At 65.0% G+C, this 16,733-nt stretch carries 17 protein-coding genes; 14 read left to right on the forward strand and 3 right to left on the reverse strand.

What is annotated here, in order from left to right:
* Positions 1-27: 27 nt before the first annotated feature.
* Positions 28-1,434 (reverse strand): NADP-dependent phosphogluconate dehydrogenase, encoded by a 1,407-nt coding sequence (gene gnd, locus AWB65_RS25005; RefSeq protein WP_087669705.1) that lies wholly within the window; start codon positions 1,432-1,434, stop codon positions 28-30.
* A gap of 269 nt (positions 1,435-1,703) precedes the next feature.
* Here gnd and AWB65_RS25010 point away from each other — a divergent pair, with 269 nt between their 5' ends.
* From AWB65_RS25010 to AWB65_RS25075, 14 genes are all read left to right on the forward strand, one after another.
* Positions 1,704-2,045 (forward strand): hypothetical protein, encoded by a 342-nt coding sequence (locus tag AWB65_RS25010; RefSeq protein WP_087658763.1) that lies wholly within the window; start codon positions 1,704-1,706, stop codon positions 2,043-2,045.
* Between the two features lie 17 nt (positions 2,046-2,062).
* A complete protein-coding gene (panE, locus tag AWB65_RS25015) occupies positions 2,063-3,004 on the forward strand; it encodes a 2-dehydropantoate 2-reductase (protein ID WP_087669706.1) in 942 nt (313 codons plus the stop codon).
* Positions 3,005-3,081: 77 nt separating this feature from the next.
* Positions 3,082-3,648, forward strand: a complete 567-nt coding sequence (locus AWB65_RS25020) for a chromate transporter (protein ID WP_087669707.1) — start codon at positions 3,082-3,084, stop codon at positions 3,646-3,648.
* Positions 3,645-4,172: a chromate transporter gene (locus AWB65_RS25025; RefSeq protein ID WP_087669708.1), complete on the forward strand. Its 528-nt coding sequence runs from the start codon at positions 3,645-3,647 to the stop codon at positions 4,170-4,172. The genes AWB65_RS25020 and AWB65_RS25025 overlap by 4 nt, the downstream gene beginning before the upstream one ends.
* Positions 4,173-4,234: 62 nt before the next feature.
* Entirely contained in the window at positions 4,235-4,573 is a 339-nt protein-coding gene (locus tag AWB65_RS25030) for a thioredoxin family protein (RefSeq protein ID WP_087669709.1), read from the forward strand.
* Between the two features lie 88 nt (positions 4,574-4,661).
* Positions 4,662-5,366 (forward strand): FadR/GntR family transcriptional regulator, encoded by a 705-nt coding sequence (locus tag AWB65_RS25035; RefSeq protein WP_087669710.1) that lies wholly within the window; start codon positions 4,662-4,664, stop codon positions 5,364-5,366.
* Positions 5,367-5,390: 24 nt separating this feature from the next.
* Positions 5,391-6,296 (forward strand): L-threonate dehydrogenase, encoded by a 906-nt coding sequence (ltnD, locus tag AWB65_RS25040; RefSeq protein WP_087669711.1) that lies wholly within the window; start codon positions 5,391-5,393, stop codon positions 6,294-6,296.
* Positions 6,293-7,558, forward strand: coding sequence for a 3-oxo-tetronate kinase (otnK, locus tag AWB65_RS25045; protein ID WP_087669712.1), 1,266 nt, complete (start codon positions 6,293-6,295; stop codon positions 7,556-7,558). The genes ltnD and otnK overlap by 4 nt, the downstream gene beginning before the upstream one ends.
* 7 nt (positions 7,559-7,565) lie before the next feature.
* Complete coding sequence (gene otnC, locus AWB65_RS25050) at positions 7,566-8,207, forward strand: 3-oxo-tetronate 4-phosphate decarboxylase (RefSeq protein ID WP_087669737.1); 642 nt, start codon at positions 7,566-7,568, stop codon at positions 8,205-8,207.
* Positions 8,208-8,244: 37 nt separating this feature from the next.
* A complete protein-coding gene (locus tag AWB65_RS25055) occupies positions 8,245-9,579 on the forward strand; it encodes an MFS transporter (protein ID WP_087669713.1) in 1,335 nt (444 codons plus the stop codon).
* Positions 9,580-9,662: 83 nt separating this feature from the next.
* On the forward strand, positions 9,663-10,460 hold the full coding sequence (gene otnI / locus AWB65_RS25060; RefSeq protein ID WP_087669714.1) for a 2-oxo-tetronate isomerase: 798 nt from the start codon (positions 9,663-9,665) through the stop codon (positions 10,458-10,460).
* 8 nt (positions 10,461-10,468) lie between these two features.
* Entirely contained in the window at positions 10,469-11,425 is a 957-nt protein-coding gene (denD, locus tag AWB65_RS25065) for a D-erythronate dehydrogenase (protein WP_087669715.1), read from the forward strand.
* Between the two features lie 233 nt (positions 11,426-11,658).
* Entirely contained in the window at positions 11,659-12,741 is a 1,083-nt protein-coding gene (locus tag AWB65_RS25070) for a DedA family protein/thiosulfate sulfurtransferase GlpE (RefSeq protein WP_087669738.1), read from the forward strand.
* Entirely contained in the window at positions 12,738-14,558 is a 1,821-nt protein-coding gene (locus AWB65_RS25075; protein WP_087669716.1) for an FAD-dependent oxidoreductase, read from the forward strand. Before AWB65_RS25070 ends, AWB65_RS25075 begins: the two co-directional genes overlap by 4 nt.
* On the opposite strand, the gene AWB65_RS25080 is transcribed toward AWB65_RS25075, so the two are convergent.
* Together AWB65_RS25080 and AWB65_RS25085 are read right to left on the reverse strand one after the other, a co-directional pair.
* Positions 14,516-15,970, reverse strand: coding sequence for a heavy metal sensor histidine kinase (locus AWB65_RS25080; RefSeq protein WP_087669717.1), 1,455 nt, complete (start codon positions 15,968-15,970; stop codon positions 14,516-14,518). The genes AWB65_RS25075 and AWB65_RS25080 overlap by 43 nt on opposite strands.
* Complete coding sequence (locus tag AWB65_RS25085) at positions 15,967-16,638, reverse strand: heavy metal response regulator transcription factor (RefSeq protein WP_087669718.1); 672 nt, start codon at positions 16,636-16,638, stop codon at positions 15,967-15,969. Before AWB65_RS25085 ends, AWB65_RS25080 begins: the two co-directional genes overlap by 4 nt.
* Positions 16,639-16,733: the final 95 nt, after the last annotated feature.

The raw sequence follows: 16,733 nt of genomic DNA on the forward strand, positions 1-16,733 counted from the left end.
GCAATGTACTTCAAATGCTAAACCCGATCACGCCCAATCCGCGTGAAAACTGCCCTTCTTATCCACCCGCTCAAACGTATGCGCGCCGAAGAAGTCTCTTTGCGCCTGCACCAGATTCGCCGGCAGCCTCTCCGACCGATAGCTGTCGAAATAAGCCACCGCCGACGAAAACGCCGGCACCGGCACGCCCGCCTTCACCGCCGCGACGACGACATCGCGCAGCGCGTCCTGATACTTCGCCGCGATATCGCTGAAATACGGATCGAGCAGCAGGTTCGCGAGCGCCTCGTCCTTCGCATACGCATCGGTGATCTTCTGCAGAAAGCGCGCGCGGATGATGCACCCCGCCCGGAAGATCTTCGCAATCTCGCCGTAATGCAGGTCCCACTTGTACTCGTCCGATGCCGCGCGCAACTGCGCAAACCCCTGCGCATACGACACGATCTTGCTCAGATAAAGCGCCCGTCGCACGGACTCGATGAACGCCGCGCGATCGCCGTCGAACTTCGGCGACGGCCCGCTCAGCTGCTTGCTCGCCTTCACGCGCTGATCCTTCAGCGACGACAGCACGCGCGCAAACACCGCTTCCGTGATGAGCGGCAGCGGCGCGCCGAGATCGAGCGCGTTCTGGCTCGTCCACTTGCCCGTGCCCTTCTGCGCGGCGCGATCGAGGATCACATCGACGAGGTGTTGACCCGTCTCCTCGTCCTTCTTCGTGAAGATTTTCGTCGTGATTTCGATCAGGTAGCTGTCGAGCTCGCCCTTGTTCCACTCGGAATACACCTCGTGAAGCTCTTCATTCGACAGCCCCGCCACACGCTTAAGCACGTCGTAGCTTTCGGCGATCAGCTGCATGTCGCCATATTCGATGCCGTTGTGCACCATCTTGACGAAGTGCCCCGCGCCGTCCGGCCCCATGTACGCAACGCACGGCTCGCCGTCCGGCGCCTTCGCGGCGATCTCGGTGAGGATCGGCGCGACGAGGTCGTAGGCTTCGCGCTGTCCGCCCGGCATGATCGACGGACCCTTCAGCGCGCCTTCCTCGCCGCCCGACACGCCCGTGCCGATGAAATGCAGCCCCGACTTCGCGAGGTCCTGGTTGCGGCGGATCGTATCGGTGAAATGCGTATTGCCGCCGTCGATCAGGATGTCGCCCTTTTGCAGGAGCGGGCGCAGCGCGTCGATGGTGGCGTCAGTGCCTTCACCGGCTTTGACCATCAGGAGAATGCGGCGCGGCGTTTCCAGCGACTCGACGAATTCCTCCAGCGTGAAGGCGGGCACGAGCTTCTTGTCCGGATGCTCGGCGATCAGTTCGTCGGTTTTTTCGCGGCTGCGGTTGTAGACCGACACGGCGTGTCCGCGGCTTTCGATGTTCAGCGCCAGGTTGCGGCCCATGACGGCGAGGCCCACCACGCCGATTGCTTGCTTGCTCATGCTTTCTCTCCGGATGACCGTCGCGCCGGCGGCGCCTGGCGGGCGGCGCGACGAATGAATCGTGTCGATTGGCGCAGCGCCCGGCGGCGTGCGGCTTCGGGCGAGAGGCTTGCCTGCGAAGCCACGCGCCGCGCGCGGGCGCAGACGGACCCGAGATTACCACTTCGACACACATCTGGCAGGCACGGCCTCCGCCGTTCGAGCGCACGCGCCGCCGCCGATCTAGAATGAACCCCCGCAACCCGTGCCGGCACGAGCCGCATCAGCGCATGGCGCTTCGTCGCAAGCCGCGTCATCATCATTACTGTGTGTACGTGGTCGAACTGTCCGACGCCGTCTGGAACGAAGCGCGCTTCCGGCGCGCGAATCCGGACTACGTTCTCGGCATGCCGTTCGTCTACGTCGGCATGACGGGCGTCGATCCGGACGTGCGCTTCGACAAGCACAAGGCCGGCATCCAGTCGAACCGCTACGTGCGCGATTTCGGGCTGCGGCTCTTGCCGCGTCTCTACGACGTCTACAACCCGATGCCCTACGACGGCGCGCGCGAGATGGAAGTCGAACTGGCGATCGGGCTGCGGGAAGCGGGCTACGGCGTCTGGCAGGCGTAAAAACATAGGAGCAGGACATGCGGATTCTGGTGGTGGGCGCGGGGGCGATCGGCGGGTATTTCGGCGGGCGGCTGCTCGACGCAGGCAGGGACGTGACCTTCCTCGTGCGCGAGCGGCGCGCCGAACGGCTCGCGCAGTGCGGGCTGAAACTGAGGAGCGCGCTTGGCGACCTGGTGCTCGAATGCCCGCCGACGATTCTTTCGAAGGACATCGCCGAGCCGTTCGACATCATCCTGTTGAGCTGCAAGGCGTACGACCTCGAAGGCGCGATCGAATCGGTGAAAAACGCGGTCGGGCCGGACACGGTGGTCGTGCCGCTCCTGAACGGCATGCGCCATCTCGACGTGCTCGACGCGCATTTCGGCGCCGACAAGGTGCTCGGCGGCCAGTGCGTGATCGCCGCGACGCTCGACGCGGAGGGCGAGATCGTCCACCTGAACAAGCTGCATTCGATGACCATCGGTGAGCGCTCGGGCGAACGCACGTCGCGCATCGAAGCGATCGCCGCCCAGTTCGACGGCGCCGGTTTCGAATTCCAGGTGAGCGCGGACATTCTGCAATCGATGTGGGAAAAGTGGGTGTTCCTCGCGACGCTCGCCTCGGGCACGTGCCTGATGCGCGCGCCGATCGGCGACATTCTCGCGGCGCCGGGCGGCGAGGCGCTGCTGCTCGGCCTCTTTGACGAGTGCAGCGCGGTCGCGGCGGATAACGGGCACGCGCCGGGCGAACGGAGCGCGGCGGGCGCCCGCACGACCTTCACGGAAAAGGGGTCGCTCCTGACGGCATCGATGCTGCGCGACCTCGAAAACAACGCGGCGATCGAGGCGGATCACATCGTCGGCGATCTTTTGGCGCGGCGTAAGACGGAGCGCGAAGGGGCGTCGCTGCTGGCAGCCGCTTGCACACATCTGAAGGCTTACGAGGCGCGGCGCGCGCGCACGGGGCAGAAGGCGGACTAGCACCCCCGACGCCGTTTGGAAAGCGCAAGGATTCCGCGTTACGCTGGCGGCTTTTCCGACCCAGTACCGCCCAAGCCATGCAGCCTGACGCCGCCCTTCCGCACCCGCACGCGCCCGTTCCCACCGTCGCCGAAATTTTCACCGGCTTCCTGATGCTCGGCCTCACGGCCTTCGGCGGCGCGCTGCCGCTCGCGCGCCGGGAGATCGTCGAGCGCCGCAAGTGGCTGGATGCCGACGAATTCACCGAACTCCTCGGCCTTTGCCAGTTCCTGCCGGGCGGCAACGTGATCAATCTGTCGGTTGCGATCGGCATGCGCTTTCGCGGCGTGCCCGGCGCGCTCGCGGGGCTGCTCGGACTGATCGTCGGGCCGTCGCTGATCGTGATCGCGCTTGGTGTGCTGTATCAGCGCACGCACCAAGACCCGCGCGTCGCGCATCTGTTCGCCGGGCTTGCGGCGGCGGCGGCCGGGCTGCTGGTCGCGATGGCGGTGAAGATCGCGTGGCCGCTGCGCAAGAAGCCGGAGATGGCGCTGATCGCCGTGCTCGCGTTCGTCGCAATCGCGCTGCTGCGCTTTCCGCTGCTGCCGACGATGCTCGCCCTCACGCCCATTTCCGTGCTGCTCGCGTGGAAGGTGCGCCGATGAACCACGTCCTCGTTTCGCTCGCCGCGATCTTCAGCCAGCTTTCGCTGCTCGCGTTCGGCGGCGGCAACACGATCCTGCCGGAGATGCAGCGGCAAGTCGTGGAAGTGCATCAGTGGATGTCGAAGGCGGATTTTTCCGCGCTCTTCGCGCTCGCGCAGGCGGCTCCGGGGCCAAACATGATGGTCGTCACGCTGATCGGCTGGCACGTGGCGGGATGGCCGGGCGTGATCGTGACGTCGATTGCGAAGTTCGGTCCGTCGTCGCTCGTGACGATCGCCGCGATGCACGCTTGGGAGCGCTTCAAGGACCATCCGTGGCGGCGCTTCATCCAGTCGGGCCTCGTGCCGATGACGGCCGGCCTCGTCGCGGCGAGCGCAGCGCTGATCGCGGAGGCGTCGGACAGGACGTGGCTGCTCGGCGCGATCACGGCGGGCGTCGCGCTGCTGTCGTACCGGACGAAGCTGCATCCGCTGTGGCTGCTGGCAGCGGGGAGTCTCATCGGACTGACGGGGTTCGGGCAGTAGGTCCAAGGCGGGCAGGTTTCCTGCTGACGCATGCCTCAAGGACTGGAACAAAGGAATAAATCATGGCAATGACTCCCTCTTACGCGACCTCCCAGCCGCCGCGCGCGGATATCGATGACCTCGCCGGCGCGACCGTCGTCGAATTCGGCACGGATTGGTGCGGTTTTTGCCGCGCGGCGCAGCCGATGATCGCGCAGGCGTTCCAGGGGCATTCCGGCGTTCGTCATCTCAAAATCGAGGACGGCAGCGGCCGGCTGCTCGGACGATCGTTTCGCGTGAAGCTCTGGCCGACGCTCGTGTTCATGCTCGACGGCAGGGAACTCGCACGACTCGTGCGGCCGGGCAATGCTTCGGAAATCCGCGATGCGCTCGCCTTGATCGACGCGCCGCTGGTGCGCTGAGCTTACCTTTAAGGGTTATCTCCAATACGTCGCCCACACTCAAAATTTGTATGATGACCCGATCACCTAACAAACGGCGACACGATTCATGTTCGAGAAAATCCCGGCGCGGGCGTTGAGCGACACGGTCGCCCAGCAACTGCAAAAGCAGATCGAAAAAGGCAGCTTCGCCAAAAGCGGCAAGTTGCCGACCGAAGCCGTGCTCGCGCAGGAATTCGGCGTGAGCCGCACCGTGATCCGCGAAGCCATCTCCCGCCTGAAGAACGAAGGCATGGTCGAGCCGCGTCAGGGCAGCGGCGTGTTCGTCGTCGAGCGCGCGGGCATCCGGCCGCTGCGCATCGATTACGCGCAGGCCGTCGAGCCGGGCTCGGTCGTGCATATCCTCGCGTTGCGGCGCGCGATCGAGGCGGAGGTGGCATCGGAAGCCGCGATGCGCCGCACCGACGCGCATATGGCCGCCATCGACGCCGCGCTCGCGAAAATCGAAGCCGCCGTCGCCGATGGCGAGGACGGTGTCGCCGAAGACGTGGCGTTCCATCGCGCGATCGCGAACGCGACGGGCAATCCGTACTTCCTGAAAACGCTCACCTTCCTGAATCAGTACCTCGAAGCCGGCACGATCGTCACGCGCAGGAACGAGGCGCTGCGCGAGGACTTTTCGCGACAGGTCCGCGAGGAACACGCGGCGATCGCCGCCGCCATCCGCGCGGGCGATCCGATGGCCGCGCGCAACGCCGCTCAGACGCATCTCTACAATGCCGCCCGCCGCCTCGCGGAAGCCGGCATCCGCTAACGCTTCAATCAGAAGAGAAAAGACATGTCCAGAAATGTGGGAGTCATCGGCCTGGGCGCAATGGGCCTCGGCGTCGCGCGCTCGTTGCTGCGCGCGGGCTTTGCGGTCCATGCGTGCGACGTCCGCGCGCAAGTGCTCGAATCGTTCGCGGCCGAAGGCGGCATCGCGTGCGCGACGCCCGCCGCGTTGGGCGGCAAGTGCGACGTGGTCGTGACGGTCGTCGTCAATGCGGCGCAGACGGAAACCGTGCTCTTCGGCGCCGACGGCAAGTCCGGCGCGGTATCGGCGATGAAGCCGGGCGGCGTCGTGCTCGCCTGCGCGACGGTCTCGCCGGCGTTCGCAATCGACCTCGGCAAGCGGATCGAAGCCGCCGGCCTGCAACTGCTCGACGCACCGCTTTCCGGCGGCGCGGCGCGCGCGGCATCGGGTGAAATGACGATGATGACCTCCGGCCCCGCCGCCGCCTATGCCGCTTGCGAGGACGTGCTCGAAGCGATCGCGGGCAAGGTCTACCGCCTAGGCGACTCGCACGGCGCGGGATCGAAAGTCAAGATCATCAACCAGTTGCTCGCGGGCGTGCACATCGCCGCCGCCGCCGAGGCAATGGCGCTCGGCCTGCGCGAAGGCGTCGATCCTGATGCGCTCTACGACGTCATCACGCACAGCGCGGGCAATTCGTGGATGTTCGAGAACCGCGTGCCGCACATCTTGGCGGGCGACTACACGCCGCTGTCGGCGGTCGATATCTTCGTGAAGGACCTCGGCCTCGTGCTCGATACGGCGCGCACGTCGAAATTCCCGCTGCCCTTGTCCGCGGCGGCGCACCAGATGTTCATGATGGCGTCGACCGCCGGCCACGGCGGAGAGGACGATTCCGCCGTCATCAAGATTTTCCCCGGCATCGATGTCCCGAAGGGAGACAAAAAATGACAAAGGCGCTCATAGGCTGTATCGCCGACGATTTCACCGGCGCCACCGATCTCGCCAACATGCTCGTGCGCGGCGGCATGCGCACGGTGCAGACGATCGGCGTGCCCGCCGCCGGCACGGAGATCGAAGCGGACGCGCTCGTCGTCGCGCTGAAATCGCGCACGATTCCCGCGGCGGAAGCGGTCGCGCAATCGCTCGAAGCGCTCGAATGGCTGCGCGCGCAGGGCTGCAAGCAATTCCTCTTCAAATATTGCTCGACCTTCGATTCCACCGACGAAGGCAACATCGGCCCCGTCGCCGATGCGCTGCTCGACGCGCTGAAGGACGATTTCACGATCGCGTGCCCGGCGTTTCCCGAGAACGGCCGCACGATCTTTCGCGGCAACCTGTTCGTCGGCGACGTGCTGCTGAACGAATCGGGCATGGAAAACCATCCGCTCACGCCGATGACCGATCCGAACCTCGTGCGGGTCTTGCAGCGTCAGACGAAATCGAAAGTCGGGCTGATCCGCTATGACACGATCATGAAGGGCGCGGATGCGGTGCGCGCGCGCATCGCGGAACTTAGGAAGGAAGGCGTGCGCCTCGCGATCGCGGACGCCGTCTCCGACGCCGATCTCTACGTCCTCGGCGATGCCTGCGCTGACCTGAAGCTCATCACCGGCGGTTCGGGCATCGCGCTCGGCCTGCCGAAGAACTTTGGCCAGCTTGCCGACGCCGCCCACGCCGCCGATTTGCCGAAGATCGAAGGGAAATCGGTCGTGCTGGCGGGCAGCGCCTCGAAGGCGACGAATGCGCAGGTTGCGGAATGGCGCGAGTCGAAGCCGAGCTTTCGCGTCGAGCCGATGGCGCTTTCGCGCGGCGAGCCGGTCGTCGAGAAGGCGATCGCGTTCGCGCAGCAGCACGCAGACCAGCCCGTGCTGATCTACGCGACCTCCACGCCGGACGAAGTGAAGACGGTGCAAAAGGAACTGGGCGTCGAGAAGGCGGGGCATCTGGTGGAACAGGCGCTGGCGTCAATTGCGCGCGGCCTGCGCGATCTCGGCGTGCGCAAGTTCGTGGTTGCGGGCGGCGAAACGTCGGGCGCGGTCGTGCAGGCACTCGACGTCGCGACGCTGCGCATCGGGCCGCAGATCGATCCGGGCGTGCCGGCAACGCAATCCATCGGTGACGAACCGCTCGCGCTCGCGCTGAAATCGGGCAATTTCGGGACGACGGATTTCTTCGCGAAGGCATTGAAAACCCTCGACGGAGCCGTCTGACATGAGCATGGCGCACGAGGAAAACCGCATCCGCGAGGAAATCTGCGTGACGGGCGCGAGCCTGTATCAGCGCGGCTACACGGTCGGCAGCGCGGGCAACATCAGCGCGCGCCTCGACGACGGCTGGCTCATCACGCCGACCGACGTCTGCCTCGGCCGACTCGATCCGGCGGAAATCGCAAAAGTCGATACGGCGGGCAATCACGTTTCTGGCGGAAGGCCGTCGAAGACGCTCGCGCTGCATCGGCGGATCTATGAGAACAACGCGGAGGCGCGGGGCGTCGTCCACACGCATTCGACACATCTCGTCGCGCTGACGCTCGCGGGTGTCTGGCGCGACACCGATGTGCTGCCGCCGATCACCCCGTACTACGTGATGAAAGTCGGCCACGTGCCGCTGATTCGCTACCGGCGCCCGGGCGATCCGGCAGTCGCGGAAGAAGTGGCGGCGCTCGCCTCCAAGGTGCGCGGCGTTTTGCTGGAACGGCTCGGGCCGGTCGTCTGGGAGCGATCGGTGTCGCAAGCGTCTTACGCGCTCGAAGAGCTGGAAGAAACCGCGCGGCTGTGGCTTCTGACCACGCCCCGCCCCGAGCCGCTCGAAGAAGCGGCCATCGAAGACCTGCGCGTTACTTTCAACGCGCGCTGGTAACACCGAACTGCACGAATTCCTTTCCTGGAGACACGTAATGAGCCTTGAACAAGCGGTGCCGGGCGGCACCCGGGTACCTGTTGCCGCGCCGTCCGCGGACGAAACCAAACGCACTTACGCCAAGGTGTTCTGGCGCATCGTGCCGTTTTTGATGCTGTGCTACGTGGTCGCCTATCTCGACCGCGTGAACGTCGGCTTTGCGAAGCTGCAGATGTCGCAGGACCTCGCATTCAGCGAAACCGTGTTCGGCCTCGGCGCCGGCATCTTCTTCCTCGGCTACTTTCTGTTCGAATTGCCGAGCAACATGCTGATGCACAAGATCGGTGCGCGCATCTGGATCGCGCGGATCATGATTACGTGGGGGCTGCTCTCGGCGGCGTTCGTCTTCGTCAAGACGCCGACGCAGTTCTACGTCCTGCGCTTTCTGCTCGGGCTCGCCGAAGCGGGGTTCTATCCGGGCGTGATTCTGTACCTCACGTACTGGTTCCCGTCGCACCGGCGCGCGAAGATCGTCGCCGTGTTCATGTCGGCGATTCCGGTGTCGGGCATCTTCGGCAATCCGCTCTCGGGCTGGATCATGCAGAGCTTCGCGGGCCACAAGGGCTTCGCCGGCTGGCAGTGGATGTTCCTGATCGAAGCGGTTCCGGCAGTGCTGGTCGGCATCGCGACGATCCTCTATCTCGATAACAACATCCGCAGCGCGAAATGGCTTACCGAGCGCGAAAAGCGCCTGCTGGAAGACGAAATCGCCGCACAGCCGCAACACGCCGGCGACGGCAAGAAGCATTCGCTGCGCGCCGTTTTCGCTGACAAGCGCATGTGGTGGATGTCGCTGATCTACTTCTCGTTCGTGACCGGCCAGTACGGCCTGACGTTCTGGATGCCGACCTTCATCAAGTCGACGGGTGTGACCGGTGCATTCAACATCGGCCTTCTGAGCGCGATTCCGTTCCTCGTCGCGATCGTCGTGATGAATATTCTCGGCCACAGCGCGGACAAGCATCGCGAACGCCGCTGGCACCTGATCGTGCCGGCGCTGGCGGCGGCGGTCGGATTTTCGATCGCGGCGTCGTTCGCGGGCAATACGGTGGTGTCGATCATCGCGCTGTCGCTCGCGGCGGCGGGCGTGCTGACCTGCGCGCCGCTCTTCTGGTCACTGCCGACGGCGTTCATGTCGGGTGCGGCGGCGGCGGCCGGGATCGCGATCATCAATTCGATCGGCAATCTCGCCGGGTTTGCCAGCCCGTATATGATCGGCTATCTGAAGGACCTGACGCACAGCACGGCGACGGGTATGTACGTACTGGCCGCGATGCTCGTGATCGGTGCGCTCGCGGTGTTTCTGACGCCTGCGAAGCTGGTGAATCGCTGAAGCTCTAAGCTGAACCTACTCGCAACTTTCTTGCATGAGACCGGAGCGGCGCGTCCACTCCGGTCAACAATGGAGACAATGCAATGCCTCGCTTTGCCGCCAATCTCTCGATGATGTACAACGAGCACGCGTTCCTCGACCGCTTCGCCGCTGCCGCGAAAGACGGCTTCAAGGCCGTGGAATTCCTGTTCCCGTACGAGTTCGCCGCCGCCGACATCAAGTCGCGCCTGCAGGAAAACGGCCTCACGCAAGCGCTCTTCAACGCGCCACCGGGCGACTGGGCCGCGGGCGAACGCGGAATCGCGTCGCTGCCGGGCCGCGAGGACGAATTCCGCCGTGCGCTCGACAAAGCGCTCGAATACACCGCCGCGCTCGGTAACGACCGACTGCACGTGATGGCCGGCCTGATCGCGCCGGATCAGCCGCGCGAGAAACACCGCGAGGTGTATCTGAAGAATCTGGAAATCGCGGCGAGCGCGGCGAAACCGGCGGGCGTGACGATCGTCATCGAGCCGATCAACACGCGCGACATCCCCGGTTTCTTCCTGAACCGCCAGGACGACGCGCAGGCGATCTGCGACGAAGTCGGCGCGACGAACCTGCAAGTCCAGTTCGACTGCTATCACTGCCAGATCGTCGAAGGCGATCTCGCGGTGAAACTCAAGCGCGATATGAAGCGCCCGAACGCCGGCATCGGCCATATCCAGATCGCGGGCGTACCGGAGCGCCATGAGCCGGACATCGGCGAGTTGAATTACCCGTATCTCTTCGACCTGATCGATTCGCTTGGCTACACCGGCTGGATCGGCTGCGAATATCGTCCGCGCGCGGCGACCTCCGACGGCCTCGGCTGGCTCAAGCCCTACCTGCAAACTGCCTGAACGACACCATGAAAATCCTGATTACCGGCGGCGCCGGATTTCTCGGACAGCGCCTCGCGCGCCGTCTCCTCGATCGCGGCGAACTGAACGGCCAGCCGATCACCGAAATGGTGCTGCTCGACGTGGTCGCCGGCAACGATTTCGGCGACAAGCGCGTGCGCGTCGAAACTGGCGACATCGCCGATCGCAGCGTGCTCGAACGCGCGATCGATACGAAAACCGAAGCAATCTTCCACCTCGCCGCGATCGTGAGCGGCCAGGCGGAAGCCGATTTCGACCTCGGCATGCGCATCAACCTGGACGCGTCGCGTCTGCTGCTCGAAGTGTGCCGCGCGCTCGGCCACGCGCCGCGCGTGCTGTTCACGAGTTCGGTCGCGGTCTACGGCGGCGCGCTGCCCGACGTCGTGCAGGACGACACCGCGCTCAATCCGCAATCGTCGTACGGGACGCAGAAGGCGATCGCCGAACTGCTGCTCTCCGACTACTCGCGACGCGGTTTTGTCGACGGCCGCGTGCTGCGCCTGCCGACCATCAGCGTGCGGCCGGGCAAGCCGAACGCGGCGGCGTCGTCGTTTGCGAGCGGGATCATCCGCGAGCCGCTGAACGGCGAGCGCGCGATTTGCCCCGTCGATGGCGAGACGCGTCTCTGGCTGTTGTCGCCGAAAAGCGCGATCGAGGCGCTGATCGCGGGCCTTGAAATCGATCGCGAAAAGCTCGGCAACCGGCCGGTCGTCAATCTGCCGGGGCTCTCGGTGAGCGTGAACGAGATGATCGAAGCGCTGCGCGAAGTGGCGGGCGAGGAAGCGGTTGCGCGCATCGACCGTCAACGCGACGAGCGCATCGAGAAGATCGTCGGAAGCTGGCCGGGCGCGTGGAATCCCGAACGCGCGGAGCAGCTCGGCCTGCAAGGCGACAAGACGTTCGCCGACGTGATCCGCGCCTACATCGCCGATCAGAAAGCCTGACATTCGTTAAGCCTTCACTCCATACGGCGCCGCAGCCCTTGCGGCGCCTGACTCGCGCCGTGGTCCCGCGACCATTGCTGTAATCCGCGCTACACTCATCTCTTTAATGTGACGAAGCTGGCTCAAGCCCAGCACGCATCGGCGCGTGCAGCCCATCCGCGCTTTCGCGCGCATCGCAAAAACATCTTCGTCGCCCTCTTCGGACGCCACCTCGTGTGCGGGAGAATTCCATGTTGCTCCACGACCTCGTCGATCGGTTCGGCCCGGCGATCGTCTTCGTCAACGTAATGGGCGCGGCGCTCGGGCTGCCCGTGCCCGCCATGCCTACGCTGATCGTCGTCGGCGCATCGGTCGAGGTGATGGCGCTGCGCGGCTCGGGCACGCTGCTCTGGCCGATCCTCGGCATGCTGGCGCTCGCGGTGGCGGGCGGCGTGCTCGGCGACCTCGTCTGGTTTCAGGGCGGCCGACGCTACGGCGACCGCACGCTCAAGACGATCTGCAAGCTCTCGCTCTCGCGCGATACGTGCGTCAAGAAAACCGAGCGCTTTTTCGGCCGCTGGGGCGTGCGCGTGCTGCTCGTCGCGAAATTCATCCCAGGGCTTTCGCTCGTGTCGGTGCCGCTTGCAGGCGCGATGGGCGTGCGCCTGCGCAGCTTCATCGCGCACGACGGCGCGGGCGTCGCGCTGTGGGCGGCGGTCGGGCTCGGGCTCGGCGTCGCGTTCGCGGCGGAGCTGGAGATGCTCTTCGCGATGCTCTCGCGCCTCGGACGGCAGGCGGGCATGGTCGTCGCCGTGCTGCTCGCGGCGTATATCGCATACCGCTGGTGGCGCCGCCGGGCGCTGATGGAGACGCTGGAAAAGGCGCGCGTCACCGTCGACGAGCTCTACGCGATGATGGAAAACAAGCCGCTGCCGACGATTTTCGATATCCGTTCGCGTGAAAAGCGCGTGCTCGATCCGTTCGTGATCCCCGGCGCGGTGTTCGCGGACGAACGCGAGTTGCAAAAGATCATGCTGGAATACGACCCGGCGCAGAAGATCATCATTTATTGCTCGTGCCCGAATGAAGTATCGGCGGCGTGGATGGCGAAGACGCTGCGCAACGCGGGCTTCAAGGACGTCGTGCCGCTGACAGGCGGGCTCGACGCGTGGCGGCTCGCGGGCTTCGAAGTCGCGCCGCTCACCGAACTGGGCGACGACCCGGTGATGACCGACGAAGTCGGCGAAATGGCTGCAATGTGCCCGTGGCCGGTGAAGTCGGCGGCGGGTTCGGGATCCCTGCAAGAAGCTGGTTTTCCACATGGAGATCGCGCATGAGTACAAGTATGGGCGGCGAGCCGTCGAACGACTTTTTTCCGGCCGGGATCGCCTGGGCCCCGCGCGACACGCCGCACGAAGATCCGAACATCATGCCGACGGCGGTCGGCGCCCCCTCCGTGAGCGGAGGCGAAGAGGCGCCGTTCTCGCCGCTCCAGACGCGCGCGCACCAGATGTTTCCGCTGCTCACCGAGAGCGAAGTCGAGCGCATGCGCCGCTTCGGCACGATCGAGCGCTGGAAGGCCGGCGAGGCGATGTTCACGATGGGCGACGTCGGGAAGGGCATGGTGGTCGTGCTGAAGGGTCTCGTGCGGATCAACCGGCGTGACGCGCTCGGGCACGTGCATCTGATCATCGACCAGCCGCCAGGGCAGTTCCTCGCGGAAATCGCGCAGTTGTCGGGCAAGCCCTGTCTCGTCGATGGCTACGCGCTAGAGGACGTGGAAGGCATCGTGATTCCGCCAGAGCAATTGCGGGCGCTGATCATCGCCGAGGCGGAACTCGGCGAGCGCATCATGCGCGCGCTGATCCTGCGGCGCGTCGGGCTGATCGAAAAGGGCAGCGGGCCGGTGCTGCTCGGCAAGTCCACCGACGGCAAGCTGATCGCGCTGCAAGGGTTCCTGCGCCGTAACGGCTACCCGCACACCGTGATCGACGCCTGCGCCGATCCGGACGCGATCGCTTTGCTGGAACGCATATCGGCGTCGAAGGCCGATTTTCCGCTCGTGATCTGTCCGGATGGCACCGTGCTGCGCGCACCCGACGAGAACCAGGTCGCGACGCAACTCGGCTGGCTGCCGGAATTCGACAGCGCGCATATCTACGATGTCGCGGTCGTCGGCGCGGGGCCGGCCGGGCTCGCGACGGCGGTGTATGCGGCGTCCGAAGGGTTGTCGGTGGCCGTGTTCGATTGCCGCGCGCCGGGCGGACAAGCGGGAGCGAGCTCGCGCATCGAGAACTATCTCGGCTTTCCGACCGGCATCTCCGGACAGGCGCTCGCGGGCCGCGCGTTCGTGCAGGCGCAGAAATTCGGCGCGCATATCGCGATCCCGAGCGAGATCAAATCGCTCCACTGCGACCGTTCGCCGATTCAGGTCGAACTCGCGAACGGCACGCTCGTTTCGACGCGCACGGTCGTGATCGCGAGCGGCGCGGCTTACCGGCGCCCGGCGATCGAAGGACTGGAGCGCTTCGAAGGGCGCGGGACGTATTACTGGGCGTCGCCCGTCGAGGCGAAGCTCTGCAAGGATTCGGAAGTGGTGCTCGTCGGCGGCGGCAATTCGGCGGGGCAGGCTGCGGTCTATCTCGCGTCGCACTGCGTGCACGTCCATCTGCTCATTCGCGGTTCGGGGCTGGCGGCGAGCATGTCGCGCTATCTCGTCGACCGCATCGCTTCGCTGCCGAACGTCACGCTGCACACGCATACGCAGATCAGCTCGCTCGATGGCGACGATCGCGGGCTCACGGCGGTGAACTGCAAGTCGGCGGACGGGCCGTTGTCGTTCCCCGTGCGGCATCTGTTCCTCTTCACCGGCGCCGATCCGAATACGTCGTGGCTCTCGGGGTGCAACGTGAGCGTCGATAGCAAGGGCTTCGTGTTGACTGGGCCGGAAGCGCATGAGGGACAGGAACCGGGCGCCCCGGCACTGGAAACGAGCGTGCCGGGCGTGTTCGCGATTGGCGACGTGCGCTCGGCATCGACGAAACGCGTGGCGGCGGCGGTTGGTGAAGGCGCGGCGGTCGTCGCGCAGATCCACGGGCTGCTCGCGCTGCGTCAGGAGCTCGACGTCGATGCGCCTTGCGCCGCGCGTGTTTGAGCCGATGATGCTGCGTTCGCGAAGCGCAGCGTGAATTCGATCCACCCGTCGCGCGTGCACGCGGCCGATGCATGGCCGCCGTGCAGGCGCATGATCGCCTGCACGATCGCAAGCCCCAGTCCGCTCGATTCCGTGAACTCGCTGCGGGCCGCATCGCCGCGATAGAAGCGGTCGAAGAGACGAGTCAGTTCTTCCTCACTGATCGCTTTCCCCTGATTGCCGATCACGATGCTTGCGCCTTCTTCGTCCGCGCGTCCCGACAGGCGTACGACGGTGCCCGGCGTCGCATATCGCACCGCATTCACGACGACGTTACCGATCGCGCGCCGGCACATGATTGCATGCGCAACCATTTCGCCTTCGGCTTGAACATCGAAGGTGATCTGCCGCTCGTCGGCGATGCCTTCGAAGTAAGTGCTGATTGTTTCGAGCTCTTCGCGGATCGACAAATGCGTGCGTTCGATCTGCTGCTCTTCATGATCGGCCTGCGCGAGAAACAGAATGTTCTGCGCGATCCTTCCCAGGCGTTCCAGCTCCTCCAGATTCGATTCGAGCACGCTGCGATATTCGCCGGTGCTGCGCGTATGCGCGAGCGTGACCTGCGTCTGGCCGATCAATACGCCGATCGGCGTGCGCACCTCGTGCGCGAGGTCCGCCGAGAATTGCAGCAGACGTTCATAGCCCGTTGCGAGGCGGTCGAGCATCGCGTTGAACGACTCCGCGAGGCCCTGCAATTCTGCCGGTGCGTTCGCGACATCGAGCCGCGCCGACATCCGGTTCGGCGTGATCTCGGCGGCCTTCGCGGCCATCTTCGTGAGCGGCTGCAGGCCGCGGCTCGATACCCAGTATGCGAGCAGCACGGTCACGACCACGGCGCCGATCACGTTGATCCACACGCGCACGAGGTACGCGGAGAGCACTCGTGCTTCCTGCGTCATCGTGTGGGCGGCGATGATCTCGACCGTCTCGCCGCTCTCGCCGATCTGCGCCTGCGCCGCGACCCAGCGCATGCGCACGCCGTCGGCGCTCTTGCCTTCGTAGAGCGCATCGAGCGTGACGGGTTGCGTCACGGGCACGGGCGTGAGCGGCGGCAGCGGCCTCTGTTCAGGATTCACGTTGATGAACGGCGCGACGCCCGCGCGGCGAAAGATGATGACGTCCTGCCTGTCGCCGAGCATCGTTTCGAAAAGGCGCGGACGTGATTCGATCTGCGTGATCGTGTACATGTCGTGCAGCAACGACCGAAAGTGCTCGACACGCCCAATCAGTTGATAGTCCGCGCGTGTGGAGAGCGCGGAATTCGTCGCCTGATACAGCGACGCGCCGACCATGCCGACTACCACGCATACGATCAGTGCAAAGAGGCAGGTGATGCGAACAGCGAGCGAATGCGTCGGCCACTTCGCGTTCAAGGATTCTCTCCGAACGAATAGCCGATGCTGCGCACCGTGTGAATCAGCTTGATGTCGAACGGCTGGTCGAGCTTCGCGCGCAATCGCTTGATGGCGACGTCGACCACGTTGGTATCGCTGTCGAAATTCATGTCCCACACTTCCGATGCGATCAGCGTGCGCGAGAGGGCTTCGCCTTGCCGCCTGCAAAAGAGATGCAGCAGCGCGAACTCCTTGTTGGTCAGTGCGATGTCGATGCCCTGACGCGTGACTTTGCGGCGCAGGACATCGACGTGCAAGTCGGCGATCTGGAACACATCGGCTTCACGCACCACGCCGCGCCGCAGCAGCGTGCGGATGCGCAGCACGAGTTCGGTGAAGGAAAAGGGCTTGACGAGATAGTCGTCGGCGCCGAGTTCGAGGCCGTGGATACGATCGGTGACGTGATCGCGCGCCGTCAGAAAAATGACAGGCAGGTCACGTTTCGCGCGCAACGCCGACATGATCTGCCATCCGTCGATGCCGGGCAGCATGACGTCGAGCACGATCAGTTCGTACGGATGCGCGAGCGCCTGATGGAGCCCGTCGGTGCCGTTACGAACGAGATCAACCTGATAGCCGGACTCGGTGAGCCCCTTCTTCAGATAGTCGCCCGTCTTGCGGTCGTCTTCGATAACGAGAATGGTCATGCGCGTTGCGATGAATGGTGTGAGCACATTCTAGCGAGCATGCGGACGTGGCTCGCGAAAATGACAAAAAAGTCATTGAGCAGTCATGCGTGCAT

Source organism: Caballeronia humi (assembly GCF_001544475.1).
In the GTDB taxonomy this organism is placed as follows: domain Bacteria; phylum Pseudomonadota; class Gammaproteobacteria; order Burkholderiales; family Burkholderiaceae; genus Caballeronia; species Caballeronia humi.

Bases quoted from the DNA above. Each gene is read 5' to 3' on its own strand.
- gnd (WP_087669705.1), bottom strand. From the start codon at position 1,434: ATGAGCAAGCAAGCAATCGGCGTGGTGGGCCTCGCCGTCATGGGCCGC.
- AWB65_RS25010 (WP_087658763.1), top strand. From the start codon at position 1,704: ATGGCGCTTCGTCGCAAGCCGCGTCATCATCATTACTGTGTGTACGTG.
- panE (WP_087669706.1), top strand. From the start codon at position 2,063: ATGCGGATTCTGGTGGTGGGCGCGGGGGCGATCGGCGGGTATTTCGGC.
- AWB65_RS25020 (WP_087669707.1), top strand. From the start codon at position 3,082: ATGCAGCCTGACGCCGCCCTTCCGCACCCGCACGCGCCCGTTCCCACC.
- AWB65_RS25025 (WP_087669708.1), top strand. From the start codon at position 3,645: ATGAACCACGTCCTCGTTTCGCTCGCCGCGATCTTCAGCCAGCTTTCG.
- AWB65_RS25030 (WP_087669709.1), top strand. From the start codon at position 4,235: ATGGCAATGACTCCCTCTTACGCGACCTCCCAGCCGCCGCGCGCGGAT.
- AWB65_RS25035 (WP_087669710.1), top strand. From the start codon at position 4,662: ATGTTCGAGAAAATCCCGGCGCGGGCGTTGAGCGACACGGTCGCCCAG.
- ltnD (WP_087669711.1), top strand. From the start codon at position 5,391: ATGTCCAGAAATGTGGGAGTCATCGGCCTGGGCGCAATGGGCCTCGGC.
- otnK (WP_087669712.1), top strand. From the start codon at position 6,293: ATGACAAAGGCGCTCATAGGCTGTATCGCCGACGATTTCACCGGCGCC.
- otnC (WP_087669737.1), top strand. From the start codon at position 7,566: ATGGCGCACGAGGAAAACCGCATCCGCGAGGAAATCTGCGTGACGGGC.
- AWB65_RS25055 (WP_087669713.1), top strand. From the start codon at position 8,245: ATGAGCCTTGAACAAGCGGTGCCGGGCGGCACCCGGGTACCTGTTGCC.
- otnI (WP_087669714.1), top strand. From the start codon at position 9,663: ATGCCTCGCTTTGCCGCCAATCTCTCGATGATGTACAACGAGCACGCG.
- denD (WP_087669715.1), top strand. From the start codon at position 10,469: ATGAAAATCCTGATTACCGGCGGCGCCGGATTTCTCGGACAGCGCCTC.
- AWB65_RS25075 (WP_087669716.1), top strand. From the start codon at position 12,738: ATGAGTACAAGTATGGGCGGCGAGCCGTCGAACGACTTTTTTCCGGCC.
- AWB65_RS25085 (WP_087669718.1), bottom strand. From the start codon at position 16,638: ATGACCATTCTCGTTATCGAAGACGACCGCAAGACGGGCGACTATCTG.